Source organism: Cohnella nanjingensis, from assembly GCF_014212125.1.
Classification (GTDB): domain Bacteria; phylum Bacillota; class Bacilli; order Paenibacillales; family Paenibacillaceae; genus Cohnella; species Cohnella nanjingensis.
In genome coordinates this window covers 329,571-355,438 of record NZ_JACJVP010000001.1, presented here as the reverse complement: position 1 = coordinate 355,438, position 25,868 = coordinate 329,571, and the positions used below count along the sequence as shown (strand labels likewise).

Below are 25,868 nucleotides of genomic sequence, written 5' to 3'. Positions count from 1 at the left end.
TCCAAGCCATTCCCGGCTGGATCGCAGATGACATAACCGATCACTGATTCCCCGAAGGCGATCCCATTAATACCAAAGAACTATCGTTCGATGCCCTGCAATACAAGCGACACCGTCCATAAGGGCGGTGTTTTTTGCGCTTGCTGCAACGGTTTGTTTATGATACAGTTGTGCTAAATAAAATGAGCGCGACTGTCCTCATTAATAAGGCATTCTTATGTTGCAGAGCGGAGGAAGGGCGATGCCTATGAAAAAAAGAACAAGAAAGCATGTGTTGTATGCGATTGCCGGCTACATCGGGGTATCTGCGGTGATCTACTTCATTTTCATGAAATTCGGCGTGCCTTTTGTCGCCCACCAGCCTCTTGTCGAATACGCATCGGCCACGGAGCGATATTGGGATTTTCAGGCCGCTTCCTTGTGGGGATTCCTTCTCATCTGCCTAATCGTCTTGATTACACGCGGCTACCGAGACAAGCAGCTGCAGTCGCCCGGCAGGGAAACGTCCAAGAAAGAGCTCCCCCTTCTGCTGGGGTATATGGTGTTTGCCCAGTTGTTGGGTCTTGGACTTGGCAAGTTGTTCGGCTTTCACGCGATCAGCTTTCACTTGGCGGGAAGCATCTATGGCAATCACGAGCATCTGGAGCTGACTGAAATGCTCGTATGGGCATTCTTCAATTTTATTGTTTATGCTGTCCTGCCCATAGTATACTTGGTGCTCAAAAAAGGCTACACGCTCTCGCAGCTTAACATCATCTCGAACAAAAACGTGCTTCGCGACACGATCATCATTCTCGTTATTCTAATCATCGAATCCATTGTGCAGTTGGAAGGGCTGTCCGATGCCCTGCTCCATCTGTCGGCCAAGCAAATTCTCCTTGGAGGCTTTGCAGCCTTTAGCTTTAATTTGTTTGGAACGGCTATCCCGACCGCCGTTTTTCTATTCGCCATCCTTTACCCGCGATTTAAAGCAGTCACGAATAACGCGATCGTCCCGATCGTACTCGGAGGACTCGCCTACACCGCGTTGCATTTTTTTGACAGTTGGATGGTCTTTCGCAGTCCCGGAGCTTTTCTCGCATCGCTTAGCGCTTTATTCCTGCAATATTTCATGCCCGGCGTCGTGAAGTCGGTGCTCACGGATCGAACCGGCAATCCGTGGGTGCATATGTGGGCTTATCATGTGATTGTCCCGCATGTAATGATCGATACCCCACATTTTGTAGATACTTTTGATATTAAGAAATGAATAAAATTTAGAACCTGTGGTATGTACAATCAGCTTTATTATTCTCCTTCAGCCGCCGACGTCACAATTCAGAGCCTTACATCGTTCTATGTGCAAAACGTAAAAGGAGCTGAGGGACGATGAACGACTTGACATGTGTCATCATAGGAGGCGGCTATGCAGGGCTACAAGCGCTCAAAGCAATAAAAGAAAAGAGCCGGGGCATAGCGAACGGACGACGGATTCGGTTTGTTCTGATCGACAAGCAGCCCGGTCATTTGCGCAAATTGAGAATGTTCCGTCCGACCGCGGTCGAGGAAGAGATTATGATTCCCTGGAATCGTTTAGCTCTAAAAGATTTCGAATTCGTACAAGGTGAGGTTGCGTCCGTGGATAGTGGGGAACAACGGCTTCGATATACGGATGTGCAAGGAAATGATGCCCGAATTCGTTACGACCTTCTAGTCGTGGCGGTCGGCAGCATTGTTCGGCGACCGGATCCCGATCAAGGCGGCATCGCCTTGACCGACCCGCAAGCCGCGGCAGGCATCCGGGAACATTGGCGTGCCAACCTGCGGAAAGCTGCAGACGAGACGAATCCTGAGGAACGCAAGAGACTGATGACCATCGCGGTTGCGGGAGCGGGCATCAGCGGCATTGAGACGTCCGCCGAGCTGGCGCTCGCCATGAGGAAGGAAGCAACGGTGCTAGGGCTGAATCCGTCCGATGCCTCCGTCTATTTGCTGAATGCACAGGAACGACTGCTCCCGGAAGTGTCGGAGAAATTTAGACGGAAGTTGGATCAGCAGCTCATCGAGTGTGGAGTGACAGTGCTTCACAATTGTAAGGCGCTACGAGAGGAATCAGGAGCGATGATGCTCAGCAATGGCGATTGTCTGGCGGTTAGCCTATGTATATGGACATTGGGTTTGATACCCAATCCGGACCTTCGTGGTATGGGCTTGCCGCTTACTCCTGATGGGAAGGTACTGGTGGATGAATGTTATCGCGTCCAAGGGATGTCGAACGTTTACAGTATTGGCGACTGTACGAGAATCGTCGATCCGAGAGACGGGAGAGCAACTCAGATGACGTGCTTTGAAGCTGGGGAGCAAGGGGTTCGACTGGGGAAAATCGTGATGGCAGATTTGGAGGGCATTCCGGCTCCAAGTCATCATTCAGCCAAATCGAATATGGATGCTTTCACCATCGCACTGGGGCAAAAAGGGGTGTTCTGGATACGCACATGGGGACTCGATATGGTCATGTCAGGAAAGATTCCGGGGAGAATCAAGAAGCTGGTAGAGGATACCGCCAGTATGCTTAGATAGAAATGAAAGGAGGGACAGCGATTGGAAGAGCTGTACGATCAATATAAAGCGCTGTTGTTCACGCTGGCTTATCAGATGACTGGCTCCGCGGCAGACGCGGAAGATGCGGTACAGGACGTATTTGCTAAGGCGTACGATGTACATCCTGAACGATTGGAGGAGCCGAAGGCGTATTTGTGCAAAATGCTAACCAATCGCTGTCTCGATCTGCAGAAGTCGGCGCGGAGGAGGAGGGAAGTGTATGTCGGTCCGTGGCTCCCCGAGCCGATTCGTACGCGGGAGGCGGATACGCTCGAGACGACGGTCGTCCGCCGCGATCTGCTGTCTTATGCCATGCTCGTCCTGTTGGAGAGTCTGACGCCGACAGAGCGGGCGATATTCGTCCTGCGTGAGGCGCTGGGCTTCAATTATTCCGAAATAGCCGAGCTGCTCGACAAGAAAGAGGCGAATTGCCGCAAGCTGATGAGTCGGGCAAGAAGCAAAATGGGCATATCAGAGAAGGAGGTCGTCGCAGCCGATGCGGTCGAATTGGCATGGGTCAGCCGGTTCCTCACATCCCTCGAGCAAGGTAACGTCGATCAGATGCTGTCGCTGCTGACCGAAGATGTCATGCTTGTCTCCGACGGGGGCGGAAAAGTACTCGCCTTTACGCGTCCGATACAATCGCGCGATCAAGTGGCCCGAATCCTTGCCGGCGCGATCGAGGGCATAAAACCCTATTATCAAGGAAGTCTTCACTCCGAGTTTGCTCCTCTGAACGGTGAGACCGGTATAGTACTCCGTTCGGGGGACGAAACCGTGGCCGCCATATTTTTACAACGCCGACACGGAAAGCTTGCCGGAATCTACATCGTACGAAACCCGGATAAGCTTACCCGTGTTTAGGTAGTCGACTGCAGATTTTTTCATAATGATAAGGAACCGGGCCGCGAGCACGAGATCGAACGTCTCATACGTCCCAATTTCCTTCGGGTCTTGGTGCGAATTCAAATAAGATTGTGGGCAGATTAACCTTCTGCGTAAAACAAGTCGATTTTAATAAGGTACGATTGGATGATTGTCAAAAAGCAGAGGTGTGTACCTTAATGATAAAAGGTAAAAGGAATCCGAAGATTGATCCGTTTTTTAGCAAGGCCAAAAAGTGGAAGGGTGAATTCGAGAAGTTGAGAGATATTGTTCTTGACTGCGAGTTGACCGAAGAATTTAAGTGGATGCACCCTTGTTACACGTTTCAGAATAAAAACATCGTACTCATCCATGGATTTAAAGAATACTGTGCGCTTCTGTTTCACAAAGGCGCCTTGTTAAAAGATCCCCATGGGATCCTAATCCAACAAACGGAGAATGTACAGGCGGCGCGCCAGATTCGGTTCACCCATGTTCAAGAAATTGATGAGATGCAGCTTATCTTGAAAACATATATTGATGAAGCCATTGAAGTCGAAAAAGCCGGTTTGCAAGTGAACTATAACAAGAATACGGAAAACATCATTCCTGAAGAATTGCAAAATAAATTCATTGAAATCCCTGACTTGAAAATGGCATTCGAAGCATTGACGCCTGGACGGCAAAGAGCGTACATTCTTCATTTTTCTGCACCCAAGCAATCCAAAACCCGAGAGTCCAGAGTTGAAAAATATTTGCCGCATATTCTCAATGGAAAGGGATTAGATGATAGGATATTTGATGTGAAAAGAAATGAAATCGAAGTCTAACGACAAAAAGCGGGGGCATCATTGAATTGGCGAAAGCTTGAGAAATCAAGCTTTTTTGTTTTATATCCCAACATGGATGTGAAAACGCAAAGGACCTCTAAAGATAAGCAGAAAGTAACGATTTCCTCCAGTACGAGTGAGCTCGTAATTTGCGGGGAAATAAAAAAAGCTTGGCAAACAAGCCAAGGGACAAAAAATATTTGAAAGCAAAAAGAGCGCTATGCTATAATGAGTAGCGCATTGAAAAATCGAGTTAAAACGGAAATATCCACTTTTCCTAAATTTATTTTACACCAGTGACCTCTGATTTGTCAATGCTCTTTTAATCCAAACTGGACTGAAAAGGAGTGTGTTCAGAAAAACATGGAAGCGAAGGAATGGCGGACAGAACAAGAACGGCTGGATCAGGTTAGGGAAAAGCTGAAAGCGAGGATCGACGAGTTGGAACCGGCGGTTACCGGGCTGCGCGATCAGGCTGCGGAGATGCGTAAGCGGTTTTGGGAAGAAGTGTCGATCAACACGAGCACGACCGAAGAATTCGAAGAGACCTTTTACTCGGTTCAGCAGCAGTCCGCGATGTTGGCCGAACGAGAGCGCGGCCACAACCGGTTGGTGCATCAATGGAACGGCATGAAACGGTTGCTCCCGTCGCCTTATTTTGGGCGCGTTGACTTTCAGGAGGATGGCTTGAACGCAAGCGAGCAGATCTATATCGGGGTGTCTTCCTTCGTCGACAATGACGGACTGAATTTTCTGATCTATGACTGGCGTTCCCCCATCGCGAGCCTATACTACGACTATCCTCCGGGTCGAGCCTCTTATGACACGCCGGCAGGTCGGATCGAAGGGACGATGACGCTCAAACGGCAGTTTCAGATTCAGAACGGACAGATCCGCACCATGTTCGATGCGAGCGAAACGATTGGAGACGAATTGCTACAGCAAGTGCTCGGCAAGGACGCGGACTCGCAAATGAAGAGTATCGTGGCCACCATCCAGAAGGAGCAGAACGCCATCATCCGGAACGACAAAAGCCGGATGCTAATTGTTCAGGGGGCGGCTGGCAGCGGGAAAACTTCCGCGGCCTTGCAGCGTGTGGCGTATTTGCTTTACAAACACCGCCAGACGATCAGGGCCGATCAGATCGTGCTTTTCTCGCCCAATTCGATGTTTGGCAGTTATATTTCCACCGTCCTTCCGGAGCTCGGCGAAGAGAATATGCAGCAGACGACTTTTCAAGAATATCTCGACTATTGGCTAGGTCCCTCGTTACGGCCGGAGGATCCCTTTGATCAGATCGAATATGTACTGACCGCACAAGGAACGCCGGGGTATGAGGCTCGCCTCCAGGGGATCGCGTACAAAACCTCCGATACTTTTCTGAAAGCCCTGCAGAACTACGGGAAGTGGTTGGGGCGGGAAGGTATGCGGTTCAAAGACATATGGTTTCGAAATCGCGTTTTGATTACTGCGGAACGAATGAGCGCGAAAATGTACGATTTCGACAGTTCCATGCCGTTGTTCAGTCGTGTCGCTCTCTTGCAGGAATGGCTGTTGAATGAACTGGCTTCGCTCGAACGCGAGGAACGGGAAGCGTCCTGGGTGCAGGAGGAGTTAAATTATCTCGATAACGATCAGTACGCTGAGGTTTTCGACAAGCTGCACAAAGAGAGAGAACTACTCGACCTTTCGGAGCAATACGCTATGGCTCGAGAGGTAATGAATAACAAGCGTCGCGGAGATGAAAGCGACGTATACTTCGCCCAGCGGGAGGAGGAACTGATCCTTCGATCAATCGTGAAAAAAAGCTTTAAGCCGCTAAGGAAAAGCGTGAAGAAGTTTTCGTTTGTCGATGTCAACGGTATATATGGACAATTATTCGGCGACGAAGCCTCGTATCGAGAGAAAACAAATGAGAACGTCATTCCCCCGCATTGGGCTGAAATTTGCAGACAAACCAAGGATATGCTGAGCCGGAACGAATTGTTCCACGAGGATGCGACTCCCTATTTGTTTGTAAAAGAACTGGTCGAAGGCGTCCGAACGAACACGGAGATCCGGCATGTCTTTGTCGACGAAGGCCAGGATTATTCGGCGTTTCAATATGAATATATTAAAAAGTTGTTTCCACGTGCCCGGATGACGGTACTCGGCGATTTCGGGCAAGCGATCTTCACGCAGGCTACTAAGCTGCAGGGGGCCGATTCGCCGCTGGTTCGGCTTTATGGCGAAGCCGAAACAAGCTTGATCCGCCTTGTGCGCAGTTATCGTTCTACTCGGGAGATTGTGGAATTTACGAAATCGATGCTTCCAGACGGGGAAGAAATTGTACCGTTTGAAAGGGGAGGCCAAAAGCCCCTTCTGACGAGACTGGACGGCGGGGAGAAGCGAGATGCGCAAATTCTGGCAGACATCGCGGCGCTCAGGGCCGAGGGCTTCGATTCCATCGCCGTCATTACGAAGACCGCAGCCGAAAGCCAGGAGGCCTATGAATCGTTGCGAATTCAAGGGGGCGTAGGGCTGCAGCGTATTACGAAGGAGACGCTCGCTTTTGAAAAGGGAGTAATGGTTGTTCCCGTATATCTCGCCAAGGGTCTTGAGTTCGATGCGGTCCTGATATATGAGGCTTCGCCTCAAGCTTACAGTCGGGAAAACGAACGCAAGCTTCTGTATACCGCATGTACGCGGGCCATGCACCGGCTTCGTCTTTACACGACGGGCGATTGGTCGCCGTTCGTGCAGGCATTGCCTGCGAATTTGTATGAGAAAGCAATATATTGACGGATCGGGGGTGACGTCGGCCGCGATATGCTGCTGTTCATGATTCAGCAAATCTTCGGCGCCCCCGAATTCCTCGACCCTTTTTTTCATCCATACACAGCTCATTGAGCAGAAAGCAGGGACCTATGTCAAGTCCTACGCAAACAATTCGACACCGATCTGAAGACGATCCAATGTACCGTCACCGGCTATATGCTGGCCTTATCCGCCGTTATCCCGCTTGCAGGCTGGATGACCGATAAATTCGGCTCCAACGGCCGTGTTGATACTCAGAATGATCGAGATCCGTAACAACGATTGCGACAGCGAGCGGATTCTGCGCAGGACGCAAAATCCGCTTTTTGTCGGACGACAAGAATAATTGTCCATTCGAACCCACACAAATCACGTGTTTTATTTCTTTCTGAAAGAGGACGATGAAATTCGTTTCCCCCAGCTTGGACTTATGGACAATTACTAGCGGATTGGCGGGAGACAATCCGAACGGAAGGTGTGGTGCAAAAAAAGGACAACCCTCACGCTCACGTTGGGTTGTCTTTTTCAAGCATCGCTCGATGTACGTACGCTCGATTTATGCGAGCAGCCTCGCTGTCCGCTCAGGCAAGAGCTGCCGCTTGACCGCGGATCGTCAACACCCGACCGGGCTCCCATGCGACATTGGCCGAGAACTGCAGCTCGAGCGCTTCCCCGTCCAACCGGCAGACAAAATCATAGGTGAAGGGCGTTTCCACCAGCATCAGCCGGACAAGGAGCTTATCGCGTTCCTTCCACGTAAAGCAGCCTTCCAAGCGCTGTGCATTGCCTTCCTTGATGCTCTCAATGCGTATCCGATCGGCTTTCCACGCGCCGCGACCCAATTGCACGACTTGATCTCCGAGGCGGTCGTTGCCGAGCACCAGCTCGGCGCTCCGGTCCGCGAAGCGTACCGCAAACGTCGAGAGATCTAGTTCATTAGGCTCCATGCGGAAGATCCTTCCTTCCAGCTTCGCCTCGTTCGGAGAGGAGGGATCATCTTGCGGCGGATCGATCCGAAGATCATCCAGTCGCTCGGCAAGCTTCGCCCTGGCCGCCTCGTCCGGATCCAAGGCGCCGGTCGAAAAGGCCGGCAGCAGCTTGCTCCATACGATGTCCAGCACGGCTTGCATGTCGGCTACGCCGGAAGTGATGGCCAGCACCGCCTCCTGCTCCGGCATGACGATGCAATACTGGCCGAATGCCCCGTCGCCCCGGTACGCGCCGTGACGGCAGCGCCAGAATTGGTAGCCGTAGCCCTGCGTCCAATCGTTCGCCCTGCCGTCGTCGTTGTCGATCTGGAAGCTCGTTGCCTCATCCACCCACGCGGCCGGCAGAATCTGCACGCCTTCCCATTTTCCGCGCTGCAAGTACAGCTGGCCAAACTTGGCGATGTCCTCGGTCGTCAAATTCAGACCCCAGCCGCCGGTCGCGATCCCACGCGGACACGTTTCCCATGTGGCTTCCGACAGACCGAGCGGCGCGAACAGACGCGGCTTCAGAAACGCAAGCAGGGACTCGCCGGTGACCCGCTGTAGAATGGCGGCAAGCATATACGTCGCAGCGCTGTTATAGGCAAAGTGCGTGCCCGGCGCATGCTCGACCGGCTCATTCAGAAACCCCTTGACCCAATTGTCGTCCTTCTGCACGCTGCCAGTCACGTCGGCGGCATGCCCGGTTCCCATCATCAGCAGATGCCGGACCTGCATCGCGGCCAGGTTGTCGGATATCGTCTCGGGGATTTCCTCCGGAAAGAAGCCGACGACCGGATCATTCACGGACAGCAGCCCTTCCGCCGCCGCGAAGCCGATCGCGGTCGACGTGAAGCTTTTGCTTAACGAGAACAGCATATGCTGGTATTCCGGGCGATAAGGCGCCCACCAGCCTTCCGCGGCAACCTGCCCGAACCGCAGCAGCATAAAGCTGTGCAGTTCCAATTGTTGCTCCCGGACGGCGTCCAGGAATTCGATGACAGCATTTGACGAAATCCCTTGCGCCTCTGGTGTCGTTCTTGGCAGACGTACCTGATTTTCCATTGCCCGATTCCTCCCCAAACGAGATTGAAGAACGAATGACACAGAATGAATGCGTTCTCAATGCGGCGATTAGCGATTATGGAAAGCTTCATGTTGGGCAGGATGACTCGCATTTGCTGGTCCTAGCAAGAATGTTATAGGAATTGGATAATCGTGTAAAGCGGATCGCCCATCCTATTTATGAGAAACGTGAACATCCTCTCATTTAAGCTTCCTTTAAGGTTTTTTTAAGCTAATGTTCAGCCTCGATGCGTAATTTAGGAACCTAAGAAGGGAGGGAGAGAGACCCTGCAAGGGGAGAACATTATTCAAATCGTTTAAGGAGGTTTCTACGCATGAAACGAAAATATTCGATTTTACTTGCACTGGCGCTTAGCGTCGTACTGCTGCTCGCTGCCGGATGTTCCAGCAATAACGGAAATACGCCTGCAGGTGACGATACGAGCACGGATAACATACAAGGAGATGCGCCTGCGACGGGGACTTCGGCTGCGGACGGGAACGGTTCGGTCGATTCGGGCACATCGCAGGACGGCGCTGCGTCGGGAAGCGTGGACGAAGACGGAAGCGGCGCGGCCGACAGCCCGTCTCCGGAGGCCAGCGCGGAAGAGAGTCCTCAAAGCCCATAACGATATTTAAAAGTCTCTAATTTCGCCTGCTCCCGTTTCAAATTCGGCAATGGGTTTAAATGCCGATAAAGATTCAAAAGGAATCACAGAACAAAAGCTGATCCTGGTATTGGGGGTCAGCTTTTGTTCCGATTGCCGACGTCAAGAAATATCGTATTTTCTGCTCGAATCTATGACAGAATCTGTCACCATCAAAGGTTAGGATAGGAGGCGGGAACACAAAATAAAACTTATAGGAGGCATTTGTATGAGCGTGCAGTTAATTCCGTTCCTCATGTTTGACGGCAACGCCAAGGAAGCGATTTCGTTCTATGAGGAGGCTCTTGAAGCCAAGGTACTTTTTAAGGAAACGGTCGGGGAAGGCCCTTTAAATCCGGAAGCGTCATTAACGGAGGAGCAGAAGGCGCAAATTGCCCACTCCGTCCTCAAAATCGGGGCAACGGACATTTATGCGTCCGATCTTATCCCGGGCCAACGGCTGCAAAGAGGCAATCAGGTCACGATCTGTATCACGACCAACGATGCCGAGAAAGCTCGCCAATATTACGAAGCCCTGTTGCCGGGCGGGCGGGTGCTGCAGGAGCTCGGGGAAGTTTATTTCAGCCCGGCTTTCGGCATGCTGACGGATCGGTTCGGCGTAACCTTTCAAATCTTCACATCGAAACATTAAAATCGAACATATAGACCTCAATTGAAGTCGTGGAACCGATGGGATGGAGGTCTTTATTTGCGCGAGTACAAATCAGTGACAAAACAAAAAAAGAACCTGAGTAGTGTTCTCAGGTTCTTTTGTATTGCATACCAAGAGACGTGATGATATAATCAGACCACGACTCATTTGCTTATTTAGACATAAGTGTTCTACCTTACAATTTAAGTGTACCATGTCGGCAAAATCTTGTCAAATGTTTTTTCTCAATTTAAATGGCGAGGAGAGAGATGGCATGCGCGCTTTGGTTCTCGGTTTTCAGGAAATGGAACAAACGCAGATTTCGCTCGTTGGCGGAAAAGGGTTAAATCTAGGGAAATTATCAAAAATGGAAGGCGTACAAGTGCCCGAAGGATTTTGCGTTACCACCGTAGGGTTTCAAAAAGCCATCGAAAATAACGAAACGTATCATGCTTTGCTGGATCGGCTAACCATGCTCAAAGCAGACGAACGAGATCAAATTGGCGAAATCAGCAGGAAGATTCGACAAGTGCTTATGGAAACGGAAATCCCTTCCGATGTTGCGAAAGCAGTTACTCGCTATCTTTCCCAGTTTGGCGAGGAACATCCTTATGCAGTGCGTTCTAGCGCGACTGCCGAAGATTTGCCGCATGCCTCTTTTGCCGGACAACAAGACACCTATTTAAATATCATCGGCGTCGATGCCATCATGCAGCATATCCGCAGATGTTGGGCTTCTCTATTTACGGATCGCGCGGTAATTTACCGTATGCAAAACGGATTCGACCACAGTCAAGTTTATTTATCCGTCATCGTTCAAAAGATGGTTTTCCCGCAGGCTTCCGGGATTTTATTTACCGCCGATCCGATCACTTCCAACCGAAAGCTGTTATCCATCGATGCCGGTTTTGGACTTGGCGAAGCGCTGGTCTCCGGCTTGGCATCTGCCGATGGTTATCAAGTACAGGAAGGGAAAATCGTCGAGAAGAGGATCGCAACCAAGAAAATGGCTATCTATGGAAAGAAAAAAGGCGGAACAGAGACAAAGCAGATCGATCCTGATCGGCAGATGTCTCAAACCCTCACTGAGCAACAAATTTTACGGCTGGCACACATCGGAAGACAGATCGAAGCTTATTTTGGTTGCCCGCAAGATATCGAATGGTGTTTGGTCGATGACACATTCTATATTGTCCAGAGCCGGCCAATTACGACTTTATACCCGATCCCTGAGGCGAATGATCTAGAAAATCACGTTTACGTATCTGTCGGTCATCAACAAATGATGACTGACCCCATAAAACCATTGGGATTGTCTTTTTACCTGTTAATAACTCCTGCACCCATGCGTAAAGCCGGTGGGAGGTTGTTTGTTGATGTTTCACCTAGGCTGGCTACACCTGTCGGCCGGGAAATTTTATTAAATACCTTGGGATCCGATCCGCTCATAAAAGGCGCACTCATGACCATAATAGAGCGAGATTTTATAAAATTGTTACCAGATGATAGAAAAGAACTGAGTCCCGGTAATAGCAGTAAAGGTAGGTCGTCTGCAGGTTTTCAAGCACAAATCGAAAACGATCCGGTAATCGTTTCTGATTTGATTAAGAACAGTCAAACATCGATAGAAGAATTAAAACAAAACATCCAAACGAAATCAGGAGCAGATTTATTTGATTTTATTCTGGAAGATCTCCAGGAATTAAAGAAGATCTTATTTGACCCACAAAGTACAAAGGTTTTTATGACTGCTATGAATGCTTCGTCATGGATCAATGAAAAAATGTACGAGTGGTTAGGTGAAAAAAACGCAGCAGATACGCTTTCTCAATCTGTACCAAACAACATTACTTCGGAAATGGGTCTGGCGCTATTGGATGTCGCGGATGTGATTCGTCCTTATCCGGAAGTCATTGATTATTTACAACATGTAAATGATGATCATTTTTTGGATGAACTGGTTAAGTTTGATGGCGGACAGGAAACTCAAGACGCAATCTATGCTTATCTCAACAAATACGGAATGCGATGTGCCGGTGAAATCGATATTTCGAGAACGCGTTGGAGTGAAAAACCAATTACACTTGTCCCCATGATTCTCAGTAATATCAAAAACTTTGAGCCTAATGCTGGCAATCGGAAATTTGAGCAAGGGCGACAGGAAGCTTTAGAAAAAGAACAAGAGTTATTAGATCGATTGAAGCAATTACCGGATGGCGAACAAAAAGCTGAAGAGACAAAACGAGTGATCAGCTTAATCCGGAATTTCATCGGTTATCGTGAATATCCAAAATACGGCATGATTAATCGCTACTTCGTTTATAAGCAGGCTTTACTGAAAGAAGCCGAACAACTCGTACAAGCTAGCGTTATTCATGAAAAAGAAGATATATTCTATCTCACTTTTGAAGAACTTCACGAAGTCGTACGCACAAATAAACTGGATTATCAGATCATCAGTAAACGAAAAGACGATTACAATTTTTTTGAAGAACTAACTCCCCCACGTGTAATCACGTCTGATGGTGAAATCATTGCTGGTGAGTACAAACGAGAAAATCTGCCAGACAAAGCGATTGTAGGTCTACCTGTTTCTACCGGAGTTATAGAGGGACGAGCACGTGTCATCTTAAACATGGAAGATGCTGATCTGGAAGATGGAGATATATTAGTCACCGCCTTTACTGACCCTGGCTGGACATCATTGTTTGTATCCATTAAAGGCCTGGTCACCGAAGTTGGCGGACTGATGACCCATGGAGCCGTTATCGCTCGTGAATATGGCTTGCCAGCAGTTGTCGGAGTGGAAAATGCTACCAAGCTGATTAAAGACGGGCAACGAATTCGCGTGAATGGAACAGAAGGGTACATTGAAATATTGTAATGGTTGAAAACGTCAAAAAAGCTTCTGTCATCATGGACGGCATTAAAAAAGCAATCCTGACGCAAATCCCCCCAACTCAAATGATTTTGATTTGGGGGTGACTTTTGCGGGCAAATCCATCCATAAGAACAATCCCGCGAGCGTGCGGCGATCGAGCAGAAGTTTTCGATTCTGTTGTAATTGGGGAGAGCAGGCTTTGGATAGTCAATTAATCAAAATAATTTGATTTAACCTTGTGTTCCTTCATTCTCCATGGTAAGATCGATCCATAAAATCAAAATCATTTGATGAATGGAGCGTGCTGAATGAACCTATTCGCCTTGGAACAGCTTATGATGCATCGAAAGACCGAAGTGGAGAAGCAAGCCCGCCATGCCTGGAAATGGGCCAGCTTGAAAGGCACCGCTACTGCAGCTATCCAAAAACCGGTTCGCGTATATCAGCCAGTTGTCATCCAAATCAAACCAGCGGCTACCTGCTGCGCAGTTTGCTGCTAAAGGACGGATTGAAATGGTCAAAGAACTTCCAGTATTCGTACCCGCTTCCGGTTCTGTCGACTTCTCCAAGTATGAAGCCAAGTTCAAAGCCCTTGCCGATCAAAAAAGGCTGCAGATCATGTACGAACTCACGCAAAGAGGCAGCGTTTGCGTTTGCGATTTGACAGAAGTAGTCATGATGCCTCAGTCGAAGCTCTCCTATCACTTGAAGATCTTGCTTGAAGCAGGCTTGATCACTCGTGAAACACGCGGCACCTGGAGCTATTATGAACTAAACCACGAAGAAGTGAACGGTTTGCTGTCTCCAGAACTATGCTGCATTTTCCGCAAAGTTGATGAACGTCCAACAGATTGTTGCTAAGAACGAACCTTTCCCATTTCAAATGGGTAAAGGACTGAGCGATTAATCAAAAATAATTGATTAATGAGGTGGGGAAATGATCAAAATCGAGGTTTTTGAAGCCGGCTCCTGTTGTTCTGCAGGCGTAACCAATCCCGCGCAAAAAAGGGATTCCATTCGATTTGCCGCGGCGATCAATCAGCTTACCCTTCGGGGAATCGATATTTATCGTTACAACATTTTGAGCGATACCGCGAAGTTCGAGGCGGCGGATGCGGTGATGGCAGTCTTGACCAAGGATCCAAACAGCATGCCGATCACCGTTGTCGACGGAATCGTCGCCAAAACGCACCAATTACCCGGAAATGACGAGCTTTCGAAATGGACGAATCAACCGCTGGAACAAGGGGAAGGGAAACAAAAAATTCAGTTGCAAATCAAAAAATGAAAGGCGTGTTAGAGATGCTTGCCAAATTTGACGTCAATCGGATTCAGCTAACGCCTAACTTATTCTTTACGGGCAAAGGAGGGGTTGGCAAAACTTCAACCGCATGCGCCACTGCGATCGCGCTCGCTGATCAAGGAAAAAAGGTGTTGCTCGTCAGTACGGATCCTGCCTCCAATCTGCAAGATGTATTTGAAACCGAATTGGATATGAATTACAAACCGATTCCCGAAGTGCCCAACTTATTCGTTGCCAACTTAGATCCGGAGGAGGCGGCGGCGCGTTACCGCGAGGATGTTGTTGGACCTTATCGGGGGAAGCTGCCGCCCGTCGTCATTAACCAGATGGAAGAGCAATTATCCGGCTCCTGCACGGTTGAAATCGCCTCTTTCAACGAGTTCTCCCGTCTGTTAACCGATGAGAAGTTGACCCAAGCGTTTGATCACATCATCTTCGATACCGCACCTACGGGTCATACGTTACGCCTCCTGCAGCTCCCGAATGCCTGGAACGAATTTTTGCACAATAGCACGGAAGGAACGACGAGCGGAGGCCTGCTGGCCGGTTTGGACCGGCGCAAGGAGATCTACAAGCACACGGTTGAAGTCCTAAGCGATGCCGCACAAACATCATTAGTGCTTGTAACAAGACCCGACAAAGCGCCCATAAAGGAAGCGGCTCGAGCATCGAAGGAGTTGAGAGAAACCGGCATCCACAACCAGATGCTGGTGATCAATGGATGGTTGGAGAATCCCATGCCGGGAGATCCCGTGGCCGAAGCTTTTTCGCAACGTCAACAAGCGGCCCTAAAAAACAGCCCATTCGATCTGCAATCGCTACCGACCTTCACTGTGCCTTTAGCGCCATTCAATGTGACGGGAGTAGCTAATGTGCGTCGATTGTTTGCAGAGCGGCAAGCGGCAACTCCGACGCCACGGAAAGCCACCGTTCGGGCTTATGCCAAACTGAACAAGGTTCTCGACGACTTGGAAAGCCAAGGTCAACGCGTGATCTTCACCATGGGGAAAGGAGGTGTCGGCAAGACGACCATTGCAAGCGCGATTGCCGTAGGACTGGCTCAACGCGGTCACAAAGTACATCTCTCGACCACGGACCCCGCAGCGCACGTGGAACAGGTTCTGAATGATGGAAAGGACATCACGGTCAGTAAAATTGATCAGAAGGTGGAAGTAGAGAAATACCGTCATGAAATCCTGTCCAAGGCAAGGGAATCCATGGATAAAGATGGGGTGGCCTATGCAGAAGAGGAATTAAATTCGCCATGTACGGAAGAAATCGCTGTATTTAGAGCCTTTGCCGACATTGTCGAGCACGCCAACGAGGAGATTATCGTCATCGATACCGCTCCTTCAGGCCATACCCTTTTGCTGCTTGATGCTACCGAGTCATACCATAAAGAAATGGCGAACGCGTCCGGTGAAGTTCCCGAATCGGTTAAGAACCTGCTCCCGCGTTTGAGGAACCCTGAAGAAACTGCAGTCGTTATTGTGACCACGGCGGAAACAACCCCCGTATTCGAAGCTGAACGGCTAGCCGCGGATCTGAAACGGGCCAAAATCTCGCCGAATTGGTGGGTGATTAATCAATGCATCTCGATGACCTCCACCCAAGACCCCATCCTGCAAGTACGCGCAGCAGCCGAACAACCGTGGATCGAGCGGGTCGGAGAGATATCGGACCATCGGTATGCTGTAATGCCTTGGGTGCCGCAAGAAATATCCGGTTCCAAACAACTCCATCAATTCATAAATCATTCATAAGGAGCAAAGAATCAAATGAAAATTTCCGATGAAGCAAAAGTGATTCTTACAAGCGCGTTGGCTGAAAATGATTGCGACTGCCTTAGAGTGATTTCTGAAGCGTATTGCTGTGGCCCGGAATTGAGCTTCGAGCTCAACAAACGACAAGCCCATGATACGGCTACGACGATCAACGGCATCGTTGTCGTTATGGACGCTCAAACGACATCCAAGGCAGAGAACATCACGATCACCACGAATGACGTCGGCGAATTGGTTATGGAAGACGCCGGTCCGTCATGCTGTTCATAAAAACATGCAAGTTTGCTTAAATGCCGACTGAGGAACGAAGACAATACAAGACAAACAATGCCATCTCGCCTTGGAGCGGGATGGTCATTCTCGAGTCTCGATGCTCTGTCCAGCTCTCTTGCTTGATCCTCTTTATTTTACAAAACTACGAAACTCCCTCCACGTGCCATTTATAATTCTATGATAGATTGAGTCGTAGACTTATGCAGCTTGGGGGAGCGCTCAATGGAAATCAAAATCGAATCAGCCGACCGGGAAGATTTTCTTGAAATGATCGAGCTGGCGGATCTCACGATGCCCGACCGCATGAACTTGCATGAATTGAAGAAATATTTCGAGCTGTTTCCTGACCTCATCTTTAAAGCAACGCATAACAATCGACTAGTAGGCTTCAGCTGCGCGGGAATCGACATGTATCAAACGACGGGCTGGCTGCTGTTCAGCAATGTGATCGAGGAATACAGAGGTCGGGGGATTGGTAAAAAGCTGATCCAAGTCCGCTTGCAAGTCCTTCAGCAATTCCAAGCCCTAGAGCAGGTACTCGTTACGGTCAATGCAAGTAATACGGCATCCATTTGCGCCTTACAGTCGGCTGGATTCGAAATGAATCGAATGGAAAACGATTATTATGGTCCGGGCAAACACCGAAATATAATGCGCTTGGCCGTAGCGACTAGCGCTTCTCGAAATATAACGGAGCCTCCCGTTATAACGGCAGTCGGATTTCATTATTTCAGAATAATTCGAAAGGACCGTCCATGAAGAGGAGGGTCTAGGACCCGCGCTGTGCGCGGGTTTTTTGTTTAATTAGAGTAAGATTCCAAATGCCCAGACAAGAACTTACATCGTTACCCGGGTGAAAATAAGAAATTGAATCCATAACCGTCGTCTCATTCGTACGTTTCCGATGTCACAAATCAGAGCCTTACGTTGTTATATGTGCAAAACGTAGAGGAGCTGAGGAAAGATGAACGACTTGACATGCGTAATCATCGGAGGCGGCCACGTAGGGCTTCATTCACTCAAATCAATAAAGGAAGAAACCCAAGGCATGGCGAACGGACGACGGATTCGGTTTGTTCTGATCGACAAACAACCCGGTCATATGCGCAAAATGCTGTTGTTCCGGCCGGCCGTGGGCCAGGAAGAGATTATGATTCCCTGGACGCATTATTCGTTCTCGGAAGGTGTCGAATTCGTGCAAGGCAAGGTTACGTCCGTGGATAGCGGGGGAAAACAGGTTCGATATGAGGATGCGCAAGGTAATCATGCCCGCATGCAGTATGACCTTTTGGTCGTGGCGGTCGGCAGCATCGTTCGGCAACCGGAACCCGATCGGGGCGGCATCGCCTTGACCGACCCGCAAGCCGCAGCGGACATCCGGGAGCGCTGGCGCGCCAACCTGCGGAAAGCTGCCGGTGAGATAAACCCTGAGGAACGAAAGCGACTGATGTCGACCGCTGTTGCGGGAGCGGGTATCAGCGGCGTCGAGACATCCGCCGAGCTGGCGCTTGAGATGCGGAAGGAAGCATCGGCGCTAGGATTGAATCCGGCCGATGTCGCTGTCTATTTACTGAGCGGACAGAAACGTTTGTTCATGGAGGGGCCCGAAAAGGTCGGCAAAAAATTGGATCAAGTTCTCAACGAATGCGGCGTAAACGTACTTTACAACCGTAGGGTGATGCAGGCGGAAGCAGGAGCGGTGAAGCTCAGCAATGGCGATCGTCTGCCGGTTGGCCTATGTATCTGGACCATTGGTCTGATCCCGAATCCGGCCCTTCGAAGCATGGATTTGCCGCTTACTCCGGATGGTCAAGTGCTGGTGGATGAATGCTATCGCGTCAAAGGAGCGCCGGGCGTTTACAGCATCGGCGACTGTGCTAGAATCGTCGATCCGAGAAACGGCAAGGCGGATCTGATGAGGGCCGGAGAAGGTGCGCTGCAGGCAGACAAACTGGGGAAAATCGTGATGGCCGATCTGGAGGGCCGCCCCGCGCCGGTTCACAAATCCCCCAGCACGATGCTGGATTTCTTCTGCATCGGCTTGGGGGAGAATCGCGGATTCGTATGGGGACGCAAATGGGGACTTAATATGATCATAACGGGAAAGCTAGGGTGGAAAATCAGGAAACTGGCATGGGATAAAGGCAGTATGCTACGATAGCAACTAAATACCAATATCAACAGCCGGAAAAGGTGAGACGGCTAATGGAGGAACTGTACGGTCAATATCGAGCGCTGCTGTTCACGCTGGCCTATCAATTGACAGGCTCCGCTGCAGACGCGGAAGATGCGGTGCAGGACGTGTTTGTTAAAGCGTGCGACGTACATCCCGAACGTCTAGAGGAGCCGAAGGCGTATTTGTGCAAAATGGTAACCAATCACTGCCTCAATCTGCAGAAGTCGGCGCGGAAGAAGAGGGAGATGTACGTCGGTCCGTGGCTCCCCGAACCGGTTCGGACGCCGGAAACGGATCCGCTCGAGACGACGGTCGTCCGCCGCGATCTGCTGTCTTACGCCATGCTCGTGCTGCTCGAGCGGCTGACGCCGACAGAGCGGACGGTTTTCGTCCTACGTGAGGCGCTGGGCTTCGACTATCCCGAAATCGCGGAGCTGCTCGGCAAGCAAGAGGCGAACTGCCGCAAGCTGTTGAGCCGGGCAAGAAACAAAATGGGCATATCCGAGGATGAGCCGGTTGCGGCCGAAGCGGTCGAATTGGAATGGGTGAGCCGGTTCCTCACCTCCCTCGAGCAAGGAAACGTCGATCATGTGATGTCGTTGTTGACCGAAGACGTCATGTTCGTCGCCGACGGAGGCGGGAAAGCAAAAGCGTTCAGGCATCCGGTGCAAACGAGCGAGCACGTGGCCCGAGTCCTGCTCGACAGGCTCCAGAGCTTAAGGTCCTATTTCCAGGGGGATTTTCACTTCGAGTTTGCCCCTCTGAACGGGGAGACCAGTATCGTAATCCGTTCGGGGAACGAAACCGTGGCTGCTTTATTGATACAACTCCGACGCGGAAAGCTTACGAGAATGTATGCCATACGTAACCCGGATAAGCTTGCCCGGGTTTAGGTAGTCGAATGCAAATTTTCCATCATGATAAGGAACCGGGAAACGAAGTTAAAAGCGTTCCAAGATCATAGAAGGAAAAAAGTTAACAGGTCACTAATGGTATTTCACACCATTGAGTGACCTGTTTTTTTCTATAGTGGAAGGGTTTTATCATAGTTAACTACATTAATAATTCCATGGCTGCACGTTCTTTATCTGCGATCTCGAGCAACAGCTTGGAAACCTGGTTAAGCTCCTGGTGGTTTCCCGTTCTTCCCGCATGGTCGATCAAAGAAGAAACGCTGACCCACATCGGAGCGATTTCCGTAAACCGTAAGTAGGCCTGTTCTACGTTTGGATCTCCAAACAGCTCCACGCATTCTTTTAGAAAATCTCGATATAGATTTCGAAACAAAGCGCCGCCGGTTCCCGCTCTTTCCATTAGCAACGCAGTCAAGCATAGATCTTGCTCAAAATTTTTGCTGCGGGAAGGCCACTTCAGGACTTCGCTGCTCATCTTAATAATGCCTTTATTCCCTATATTTCGAATGGGCGGATTCAAGTAGTCATGTGCATTCTTGATTAAGGACGATCGTATAGCGGGCACAAGCGGCGGAAGGGTACCGATCGACTCGATCGTAAATGAACGGTTCCTGGAGCTCATGGGTCCTTTCGCGTTTCTAGCCATGGCCAAAGCAGGTAAACGCGTCGTTACAAGTCCACCCTGTTGTCTTGTATCCGCCATGTATGCGTATTCGTCATCCATGCCATAGATCACCGCATAGTGGGCGGCAAAGTGCACTTTGTTCGTGAAATAATCCAAATAATACGAGTCCAATTTAAGCCCAACCGGAACTCCGCGTTCTAGAAAGCTCCGTACGTTCTGCCACGCTTTTTCAACGGAAGAGGTTTCTTGCGCCTTGATGGTTAAGTTGAGCCGGAATGCTACGCAAGCAGCCAATTCATCGGGTTTCGCCCTCCCCCCGATAATAGGAAAGTCCATCGCCTTTGAATCCCAATAAATGAATCCCAACCCTTGCCCGAGTCCGAATAACATCGGCTCCGATAGTCGGACTCCCGCAAATTGAAGCAAGTTGCCCATCGTTGTCGTCTCGCAATGTTCTCCTTGAAAGGGAACGAAACCTTCAATGATTTTAGACATGTTTCTACATCTCCTCCAACATTTCGTTGATTAGATTGGCGACGTACGCTTGCTCGCTTTCGATAAGAGTCATCGGATGTAGGAAAAGCGCTCTTACGTACAGCGGCAATCGAATACCGCCCTGCGAGTCGTACTTCCGTCTTATATTCTTCAAAGCCTCCCCAAGAAAATCCAACCGTAGTCGCAAAGCTTCAATGGCTTCGCCCTTCTCGACAAAAGGCAATGCGGCAAGCCCGAGATCGAATCGGTAATTGCGCTCTCGCGAAGAAGATAGGTTGGCGATGATTTCATTTCTCAGCGTTGTCATACCGACTTCCGTCATGGTAAATCGGATCGGCATAGGTCCCTTGCCGGATTTCTCGCCGGAATCCTCGGACTTGATCAATCCTTTATCGTTCAATTTCTTCAGTCCCGTGTAAATCGAAGTGGTGCCAATATTCGCCCAATCCCGATAGCCGCGCTGATCGATTAATTTATGGATGTCGTAACCCGACGCTTGATTACATTCCGTAATCAATTGCAGCAGCATAAATTCAACATTCGAAAGTTGATTCATTGAGAGACCCCTTATACTTAATATTACATATACGTAATATAACAGTAGTGAAATACAAGATCAAGTTCATATTGGCAAGCCTCTCGCGACCGAATGGTTGTCCCCCTATATCGAACCGTCAAATCGGTGGACGGCGTCAGCGCTTTTTCCTATCCGATCATCTTCCTGCCGTTTATCAGTTCGGCGTTCGTGCCGACCGAGTTCGCCGTACTTCACGCCATCATCAAAGATCCTATCTTCTCGCATCGTAAGCAAACTGACTCTTACTTCAAAATCATTAATGACGAATGGGTTCTAGAAATAATATGGAAAAGATTATTTTAAGATTTTTTATTCATTCTGTCGATTTTGATATTTCTTGTTCGTTATATTTATACAGAGGCCGAGTATGAATGGTCTTCTAAAAGGAACTTGACTCAAAAATAAGGAGGAAGTTTTATGCTATTTATGATGATTGTCAAAGCCTCGAAGAATTCGGAAGCCGGAAATCTCCCGAGCCCAGAGCTCATTGAAGCCATGACGAAGTACAATGAGGAATTAGTTAAGGCAGGCGTGCGGGTTGCGGCTAAAGGACTTCATCCAAGTTCAAATGGGATTCGCCTTTCGTATCCGAAACCAGGGGAAAAGCCGGTGGTTACGGATGGCCCATTTACGGAATCGAAAGAATTGATTGCCGGGTTCATTCTGATTGATGTGAATTCGAGGGAAGAAGCCATCGAGTGGGTCATGCGGATGCCGGACCCGCAAGGACACGGGGAAGGTCAGATTGAATTGCGTCAAGTATTTGACCAGCACGATAGCTAGAATCAATCCTGTCGGCCACGTTCTAAAAATTGGGGGTTTCTCGGCACTCTGACCATTCGTTTTAACGAATGGTTTTTTTTGCGTCTGAGGAGGGAATGAGATAATGCTTTTTGCTTTTGAATGGAAAGTGGGAACGGTTTTATATGAGGCGGCAGATCATGTCCTCATTTTTGCCGGGGAAGGATGATTGTCCAGGAGCATCGGCGGCAAGACGCATACAATGCGACGTAACTAAAAAACCACATAAGGAGTGAGTAAACGATGGGATACGGTGTGGGAGGTAGCTGCTCAGGCTACGGCGGTGGCAGTTCCGCCGCATTTGTGCTGGTACTATTCATTTTGCTGGTTATCATCCTGGCTAGCACTGCCTTCATCTAATCGGGCGGCGCCGCATCCGTTTTTAGCAAGTTAAGAGTAAAGTGAAAATTGACCGCTTTCCTTCATGGAGAGCGGTTTTTATATTTTTGGTATCTTTTTTGAAGTGTCGGGATCCGTAATTTGCATTTATCAAACATAGTTTTAACTAACAAACTCTTTTGGACAGCTTGAATACTTCTTGCGACAGGCAATACTGTTTCTCTAGACCCACATGATTTTCGTTTTGTATAATGGCACGGAACCAAGTAGAAGATAGGGGATAATGATTTGGAGGTAGCCATGAAGGAGAACAAGGCTGAATTTGGAGCTTGGCTGAGCATTGGTGTGTATATTGCACTGTCCGTGATAAAACTTGTCGTAGGCTATTTTTCAAATTCAAAAGCATTAATGGCGGACGGGCTAAACAATACAACGGATATCATTGCCTCATTCGCAGTGCTCATAGGGCTCAAAATATCAAAGAAACCAGCCGATGCCGATCATAAATACGGGCACTCACGAGCAGAAACTGTTGCATCAATGGTTGCTTCCTTTATCATGGCAGCAGTGGGACTTGAGGTCCTGATAAGTTCAATCACAAAATTTATTGATGGCGATTTTCAGCCGCCAAATAGGATTGCCGCCTGGGTTGCCATTTTTTCCGCAGTCGTGATGTATTTTGTTTACCGATATAATATTCGCTTATCCCGCAAAACTGGAAGCCATGCACTTAAGGCTGCAGCGGCAGATAATCGGTCGGATGCGCTTGTAAGTTTGGGGACTGTAATCGGAATATTAGGAAGCTCATGGGGGCTTCCGTGGTTAGATGCATTAACGGCTATTATTGTGGGACTTATTATTTGCAAAACAGCCTGGGATATATTTAGAGAAGCCTCACACATGTTAACTGATGGATTTGATGTAAAGGAATTAGAAAAATATAAAGTTACATTATCTTATATCGATGGTGTAGAGAAAGTCTCGGAAATTAAAGGACGTATTCATGGCAATCAAGTATTTGTCGATCTAATTGTTGAAGTTAATCGGGATATGTCGGTTTTAGAAAGCCATGCAATAACAGAACGAATTGAGAATGAACTGATGGAGAAACACCAGATTCGGAACGTTCATGTGCATATCGAGCCACATTAATTGTGCCGGGTGACAAGAATGTGTTCCTATTACCGCGTGTAATCGAAATTGGCCAAGGCTGTCATATCCGATGATGTACGCAATCCCGAGCATCCAGGTGCAGTAAGACGGCGTACATAAGATGCGGATCCGCAAGGATTGGCTCGATATGCCCATTCGAACCCGCACAGCCGGCAGCTGAATTTCGTCTGGTATCAAAAATAAGCAAACAAAAGAAAAAAAGCAGTTCATTCCTAACGGAAAGGAGCTGCTTATTTGCATAGTTCCAAGAAAGCGAATTCGTATTTGGACGCAGCAGAAGAAGCCCGGAAGCTTGCTGCGTATTTATCGACTATTTCAGGAGCAACTAACTAGAATGTCCAAGCAGTTGTATTAAAGGTCCGTATAATAGTAGATAATCACACACAGATTTCATTAGGAGGTGATTGTTTTGGTTATGTATGCTACCGGTGGCGGATTTTCGGCTACTAATCTTGTCCTGTGCGTTTTGATGGCTATTGTATCGATGTATTATGGAGGATATGCTTTAGTCTGTAACAACCTTGTTCTATGCGCCTTGTTGGGTATCATAACGATGTCATCGAGACGACTGAAGCGGTCATCGACCAGGCGTAGAAGGCGATCGATAAGATCGTGAGTTTCTTGAACCGGAAGCCAGACCGATCAAGAAAGCCAAACTGGCCAAATGAACCGAACAAGAAGAACGAGACCGCCTTATCCGAATTGGATGTCGGCCGGTTCAGTCTGCCGCGGAAGGGCAAGAAGGGCCAGGCACGAACCAAACACGAAGAGCAGGAGTGGTTTAAAGACTTGCAGCGCTACCGTTTAGCTGGTGAGGCGAAGATCAGTCTCTTGAAGCGAAAGTACGGACTCGGCCGCAGCAGGTATCGGGCATTGCCGGTTCTAAAAGCTGGGTCAGATTCGGAATTCTGACTCATCATATGTCGGATGACAAGAATATGTACCTATTCAAACCCGCAAAAATCGCGGGTTTTGTAATTTATAGGAACACATTCTTACTGATTTCCAAAGTAGTTTGCAACTTGAAGGCCTGAGAGATCGAAAATAAATCGTGACTTTGCCTTTTAAGTTTGTTGAATTCATTGTACCTCGAACCTCCTGCATTTAATGTTATTATTATTGCCGCCGAACTGTCGGTCGGCCATTGCCGGGATGTCCTTGAACTTTGGTGCAACGGGGAGCCGGTCGGCACAAGCTTATGGAATCCGCATCGATTCGAGGTAAAAGGGAAACTGAAGCCGGGAGAGAATCATCTGGAACTGCGCGTATCGAATACGCTCGCCATCCTGATGGAGAAACCGGTGTCCAGCGGGTTGACGGGTCAAGTGAGGCTGTTGCTGCATTAATCGAATAAAAACAAATAGACCGTCAGGCTCTACCTACACCGCCTGACGGTCTATTTGTGCCTTGCAGCCGAATTAATGAATATTGGCAATCAAACGGCGCAAGTGGCCCCCTGCAATGGCCAGCTTGGTTTCCTCCGGGATAAAGGCATCCGTCACCATCATCATGGAGCTGTTGGGGTCGTTGCTCGGATAATAGGTGCCGAACAGCAGGCGGTCGGCACCTCTTTCGTTTACGATGTACTCAAGACCTTCGTGCTGGATCAGGCTGTGGGTCTCGATATAAAGATTGGCGTGACGCTCCAATAGCGGGACGAAGGCGCGGTTATGGTAAAGCAGCTTTTGATCGTTGCCCTCCACGATGACAGTCAGTCCGGGATATTCCTCGCATATGCTCTGGATCGTGTCCCAGTTCGTTTCGGTATGCCACAATAGCAGCGGCAATCCTCTCGATTCCATGACGGAGAGCAAATCGCCTACCTGCCATTTTTTCAGGCTGAAATTCAATTTCTTCGGGAAGAGGCGAACGGCAACGATGCGGTTTGCAATCATTCTCTCGAGATAATCCCCCGTTTCGGTTATCGAGCGCCCGAGCTCGGGGGACCAGCAGATTGCGCCGTAGAGAGAGGGGCGATCCCGAATCAGGCCCAACAGCTCCTCATTGCCTACAGCCGGATTATAGCGAAGACACTTGGCGTTCGTGATCACGGCGTCCGCAATGCGATGTCCGCTTAACTCGCGAACAAGCGCTTCGATCGTCAGTACCGGATTAAACTGCTCGT

Annotated in this window: 24 protein-coding genes and 2 pseudogenes; 21 read left to right on the top strand and 5 right to left on the bottom strand. The window is 49.1% G+C overall.

Features of this window, described 5'->3' with window-relative positions; all coding sequences use genetic code 11:
* The first annotated feature begins 247 nt into the window (after positions 1–247).
* The 5 genes from H7C19_RS01635 to helD all read left to right on the top strand — a co-directional run bounded on the left by H7C19_RS01635 (position 248) and on the right by helD (position 7,055).
* Positions 248–1,249, top strand: coding sequence for a hypothetical protein (locus tag H7C19_RS01635; RefSeq protein WP_185140792.1), 1,002 nt, complete (start codon positions 248–250; stop codon positions 1,247–1,249).
* Between the two features lie 119 nt (positions 1,250–1,368).
* The gene (locus H7C19_RS01630) at positions 1,369–2,559 is read left to right on the top strand and encodes an NAD(P)/FAD-dependent oxidoreductase (protein WP_185140791.1); all 1,191 of its coding nucleotides are present in this window, start codon (positions 1,369–1,371) and stop codon (positions 2,557–2,559) included.
* Positions 2,560–2,580: 21 nt separating this feature from the next.
* Entirely contained in the window at positions 2,581–3,444 is an 864-nt protein-coding gene (sigJ, locus tag H7C19_RS01625) for an RNA polymerase sigma factor SigJ (RefSeq protein ID WP_185140790.1), read from the top strand.
* Between the two features lie 200 nt (positions 3,445–3,644).
* Positions 3,645–4,274 carry a YdeI/OmpD-associated family protein gene (locus tag H7C19_RS01620; RefSeq protein WP_185140789.1) on the top strand — a complete coding sequence of 210 codons (630 nt, stop codon included), beginning with the start codon at positions 3,645–3,647 and terminating at the stop codon, positions 4,272–4,274.
* A gap of 363 nt (positions 4,275–4,637) precedes the next feature.
* Entirely contained in the window at positions 4,638–7,055 is a 2,418-nt protein-coding gene (gene helD, locus H7C19_RS01615) for an RNA polymerase recycling motor HelD (protein WP_185140788.1), read from the top strand.
* Between the two features lie 211 nt (positions 7,056–7,266).
* Here helD and H7C19_RS34120 read toward each other — a convergent pair whose 3' ends face one another.
* On the bottom strand, positions 7,267–7,599 hold the full coding sequence (locus tag H7C19_RS34120) for a hypothetical protein (protein ID WP_221468983.1): 333 nt from the start codon (positions 7,597–7,599) through the stop codon (positions 7,267–7,269).
* 52 nt (positions 7,600–7,651) lie between these two features.
* A complete protein-coding gene (locus H7C19_RS01610; protein WP_185140787.1) occupies positions 7,652–9,103 on the bottom strand; it encodes a serine hydrolase domain-containing protein in 1,452 nt (483 codons plus the stop codon).
* 335 nt (positions 9,104–9,438) lie between these two features.
* Between H7C19_RS01610 and H7C19_RS01605 the strand changes: the two genes are divergently transcribed.
* From H7C19_RS01605 to sigJ (H7C19_RS01560), 10 genes are all read left to right on the top strand, one after another.
* Positions 9,439–9,732, top strand: a complete 294-nt coding sequence (locus H7C19_RS01605) for a hypothetical protein (protein WP_185140786.1) — start codon at positions 9,439–9,441, stop codon at positions 9,730–9,732.
* A 247-nt stretch (positions 9,733–9,979) separates the two neighbouring features.
* Positions 9,980–10,402, top strand: coding sequence for a VOC family protein (locus tag H7C19_RS01600; RefSeq protein ID WP_185140785.1), 423 nt, complete (start codon positions 9,980–9,982; stop codon positions 10,400–10,402).
* Between the two features lie 274 nt (positions 10,403–10,676).
* Complete coding sequence (ppsA, locus tag H7C19_RS01595; RefSeq protein WP_185140784.1) at positions 10,677–13,286, top strand: phosphoenolpyruvate synthase; 2,610 nt, start codon at positions 10,677–10,679, stop codon at positions 13,284–13,286.
* Positions 13,287–13,796: 510 nt separating this feature from the next.
* A complete protein-coding gene (locus tag H7C19_RS01590; protein ID WP_185140783.1) occupies positions 13,797–14,144 on the top strand; it encodes an ArsR/SmtB family transcription factor in 348 nt (115 codons plus the stop codon).
* Between the two features lie 76 nt (positions 14,145–14,220).
* Positions 14,221–14,571 (top strand): arsenic metallochaperone ArsD family protein, encoded by a 351-nt coding sequence (locus H7C19_RS01585; protein WP_185140782.1) that lies wholly within the window; start codon positions 14,221–14,223, stop codon positions 14,569–14,571.
* Positions 14,572–14,585: 14 nt separating this feature from the next.
* Positions 14,586–16,349: an arsenical pump-driving ATPase gene (gene arsA, locus H7C19_RS01580; RefSeq protein ID WP_185140997.1), complete on the top strand. Its 1,764-nt coding sequence runs from the start codon at positions 14,586–14,588 to the stop codon at positions 16,347–16,349.
* A gap of 15 nt (positions 16,350–16,364) precedes the next feature.
* Positions 16,365–16,640, top strand: a complete 276-nt coding sequence (locus H7C19_RS01575; protein WP_185140781.1) for a hypothetical protein — start codon at positions 16,365–16,367, stop codon at positions 16,638–16,640.
* Between the two features lie 225 nt (positions 16,641–16,865).
* Positions 16,866–17,402 (top strand): GNAT family N-acetyltransferase, encoded by a 537-nt coding sequence (locus H7C19_RS01570; RefSeq protein WP_185140780.1) that lies wholly within the window; start codon positions 16,866–16,868, stop codon positions 17,400–17,402.
* Between the two features lie 205 nt (positions 17,403–17,607).
* Positions 17,608–18,804, top strand: a complete 1,197-nt coding sequence (locus H7C19_RS01565; RefSeq protein WP_185140779.1) for an NAD(P)/FAD-dependent oxidoreductase — start codon at positions 17,608–17,610, stop codon at positions 18,802–18,804.
* Positions 18,805–18,848: 44 nt separating this feature from the next.
* Entirely contained in the window at positions 18,849–19,712 is an 864-nt protein-coding gene (gene sigJ / locus H7C19_RS01560; RefSeq protein WP_185140778.1) for an RNA polymerase sigma factor SigJ, read from the top strand.
* 160 nt (positions 19,713–19,872) lie between these two features.
* Here the strand turns inward: sigJ (H7C19_RS01560) and H7C19_RS01555 are convergent, their stop codons facing one another.
* Both H7C19_RS01555 and H7C19_RS01550 read right to left on the bottom strand, forming a co-directional pair.
* Complete coding sequence (locus H7C19_RS01555) at positions 19,873–20,853, bottom strand: BtrH N-terminal domain-containing protein (RefSeq protein WP_185140777.1); 981 nt, start codon at positions 20,851–20,853, stop codon at positions 19,873–19,875.
* A gap of 4 nt (positions 20,854–20,857) precedes the next feature.
* Entirely contained in the window at positions 20,858–21,409 is a 552-nt protein-coding gene (locus H7C19_RS01550; RefSeq protein ID WP_185140776.1) for a PadR family transcriptional regulator, read from the bottom strand.
* A gap of 114 nt (positions 21,410–21,523) precedes the next feature.
* On the opposite strand from H7C19_RS01550, the pseudogene H7C19_RS34565 reads away from it, so the two are divergent.
* From H7C19_RS34565 to H7C19_RS34115, 6 genes and pseudogenes are all read left to right on the top strand, one after another.
* Positions 21,524–21,610, top strand: a pseudogene (locus H7C19_RS34565) (ABC transporter permease); the annotation flags it as partial.
* Between the two features lie 237 nt (positions 21,611–21,847).
* Positions 21,848–22,213 carry a YciI family protein gene (locus H7C19_RS01545; RefSeq protein ID WP_185140775.1) on the top strand — a complete coding sequence of 122 codons (366 nt, stop codon included), beginning with the start codon at positions 21,848–21,850 and terminating at the stop codon, positions 22,211–22,213.
* Between the two features lie 261 nt (positions 22,214–22,474).
* Complete coding sequence (yjcZ, locus tag H7C19_RS01540; protein WP_185140774.1) at positions 22,475–22,591, top strand: sporulation protein YjcZ; 117 nt, start codon at positions 22,475–22,477, stop codon at positions 22,589–22,591.
* A gap of 279 nt (positions 22,592–22,870) precedes the next feature.
* Complete coding sequence (locus tag H7C19_RS01535) at positions 22,871–23,722, top strand: cation diffusion facilitator family transporter (protein ID WP_185140773.1); 852 nt, start codon at positions 22,871–22,873, stop codon at positions 23,720–23,722.
* A 693-nt stretch (positions 23,723–24,415) separates the two neighbouring features.
* Positions 24,416–24,666, top strand: a pseudogene (locus H7C19_RS01530) (ISNCY family transposase); the annotation flags it as partial.
* A gap of 159 nt (positions 24,667–24,825) precedes the next feature.
* Positions 24,826–25,089 (top strand): hypothetical protein, encoded by a 264-nt coding sequence (locus H7C19_RS34115; protein WP_221468982.1) that lies wholly within the window; start codon positions 24,826–24,828, stop codon positions 25,087–25,089.
* Positions 25,090–25,161: 72 nt separating this feature from the next.
* Here the strand turns inward: H7C19_RS34115 and H7C19_RS01525 are convergent, their stop codons facing one another.
* The gene (locus tag H7C19_RS01525; protein WP_221468981.1) at positions 25,162–25,794 is read right to left on the bottom strand and encodes an amidohydrolase family protein; all 633 of its coding nucleotides are present in this window, start codon (positions 25,792–25,794) and stop codon (positions 25,162–25,164) included.
* Positions 25,795–25,868 lie beyond the last annotated feature (74 nt).

Bases quoted from the DNA above. Each gene is read 5' to 3' on its own strand.
- H7C19_RS01565 (WP_185140779.1), top strand. From the start codon at position 17,608: ATGAACGACTTGACATGCGTAATCATCGGAGGCGGCCACGTAGGGCTT.
- arsA (WP_185140997.1), top strand. From the start codon at position 14,586: ATGCTTGCCAAATTTGACGTCAATCGGATTCAGCTAACGCCTAACTTA.
- H7C19_RS01610 (WP_185140787.1), bottom strand. From the start codon at position 9,103: ATGGAAAATCAGGTACGTCTGCCAAGAACGACACCAGAGGCGCAAGGG.
- H7C19_RS01605 (WP_185140786.1), top strand. From the start codon at position 9,439: ATGAAACGAAAATATTCGATTTTACTTGCACTGGCGCTTAGCGTCGTA.
- H7C19_RS01585 (WP_185140782.1), top strand. From the start codon at position 14,221: ATGATCAAAATCGAGGTTTTTGAAGCCGGCTCCTGTTGTTCTGCAGGC.
- H7C19_RS01535 (WP_185140773.1), top strand. From the start codon at position 22,871: ATGAAGGAGAACAAGGCTGAATTTGGAGCTTGGCTGAGCATTGGTGTG.
- H7C19_RS01635 (WP_185140792.1), top strand. From the start codon at position 248: ATGAAAAAAAGAACAAGAAAGCATGTGTTGTATGCGATTGCCGGCTAC.
- ppsA (WP_185140784.1), top strand. From the start codon at position 10,677: ATGCGCGCTTTGGTTCTCGGTTTTCAGGAAATGGAACAAACGCAGATT.
- H7C19_RS01630 (WP_185140791.1), top strand. From the start codon at position 1,369: ATGAACGACTTGACATGTGTCATCATAGGAGGCGGCTATGCAGGGCTA.
- H7C19_RS01590 (WP_185140783.1), top strand. From the start codon at position 13,797: ATGGTCAAAGAACTTCCAGTATTCGTACCCGCTTCCGGTTCTGTCGAC.
- H7C19_RS01550 (WP_185140776.1), bottom strand. From the start codon at position 21,409: ATGAATCAACTTTCGAATGTTGAATTTATGCTGCTGCAATTGATTACG.
- helD (WP_185140788.1), top strand. From the start codon at position 4,638: ATGGAAGCGAAGGAATGGCGGACAGAACAAGAACGGCTGGATCAGGTT.
- H7C19_RS01555 (WP_185140777.1), bottom strand. From the start codon at position 20,853: ATGTCTAAAATCATTGAAGGTTTCGTTCCCTTTCAAGGAGAACATTGC.
- H7C19_RS01575 (WP_185140781.1), top strand. From the start codon at position 16,365: ATGAAAATTTCCGATGAAGCAAAAGTGATTCTTACAAGCGCGTTGGCT.
- H7C19_RS01620 (WP_185140789.1), top strand. From the start codon at position 3,645: ATGATAAAAGGTAAAAGGAATCCGAAGATTGATCCGTTTTTTAGCAAG.
- H7C19_RS01600 (WP_185140785.1), top strand. From the start codon at position 9,980: ATGAGCGTGCAGTTAATTCCGTTCCTCATGTTTGACGGCAACGCCAAG.
- H7C19_RS01545 (WP_185140775.1), top strand. From the start codon at position 21,848: ATGCTATTTATGATGATTGTCAAAGCCTCGAAGAATTCGGAAGCCGGA.
- H7C19_RS01570 (WP_185140780.1), top strand. From the start codon at position 16,866: ATGGAAATCAAAATCGAATCAGCCGACCGGGAAGATTTTCTTGAAATG.
- yjcZ (WP_185140774.1), top strand. From the start codon at position 22,475: ATGGGATACGGTGTGGGAGGTAGCTGCTCAGGCTACGGCGGTGGCAGT.
- sigJ (WP_185140778.1), top strand. From the start codon at position 18,849: ATGGAGGAACTGTACGGTCAATATCGAGCGCTGCTGTTCACGCTGGCC.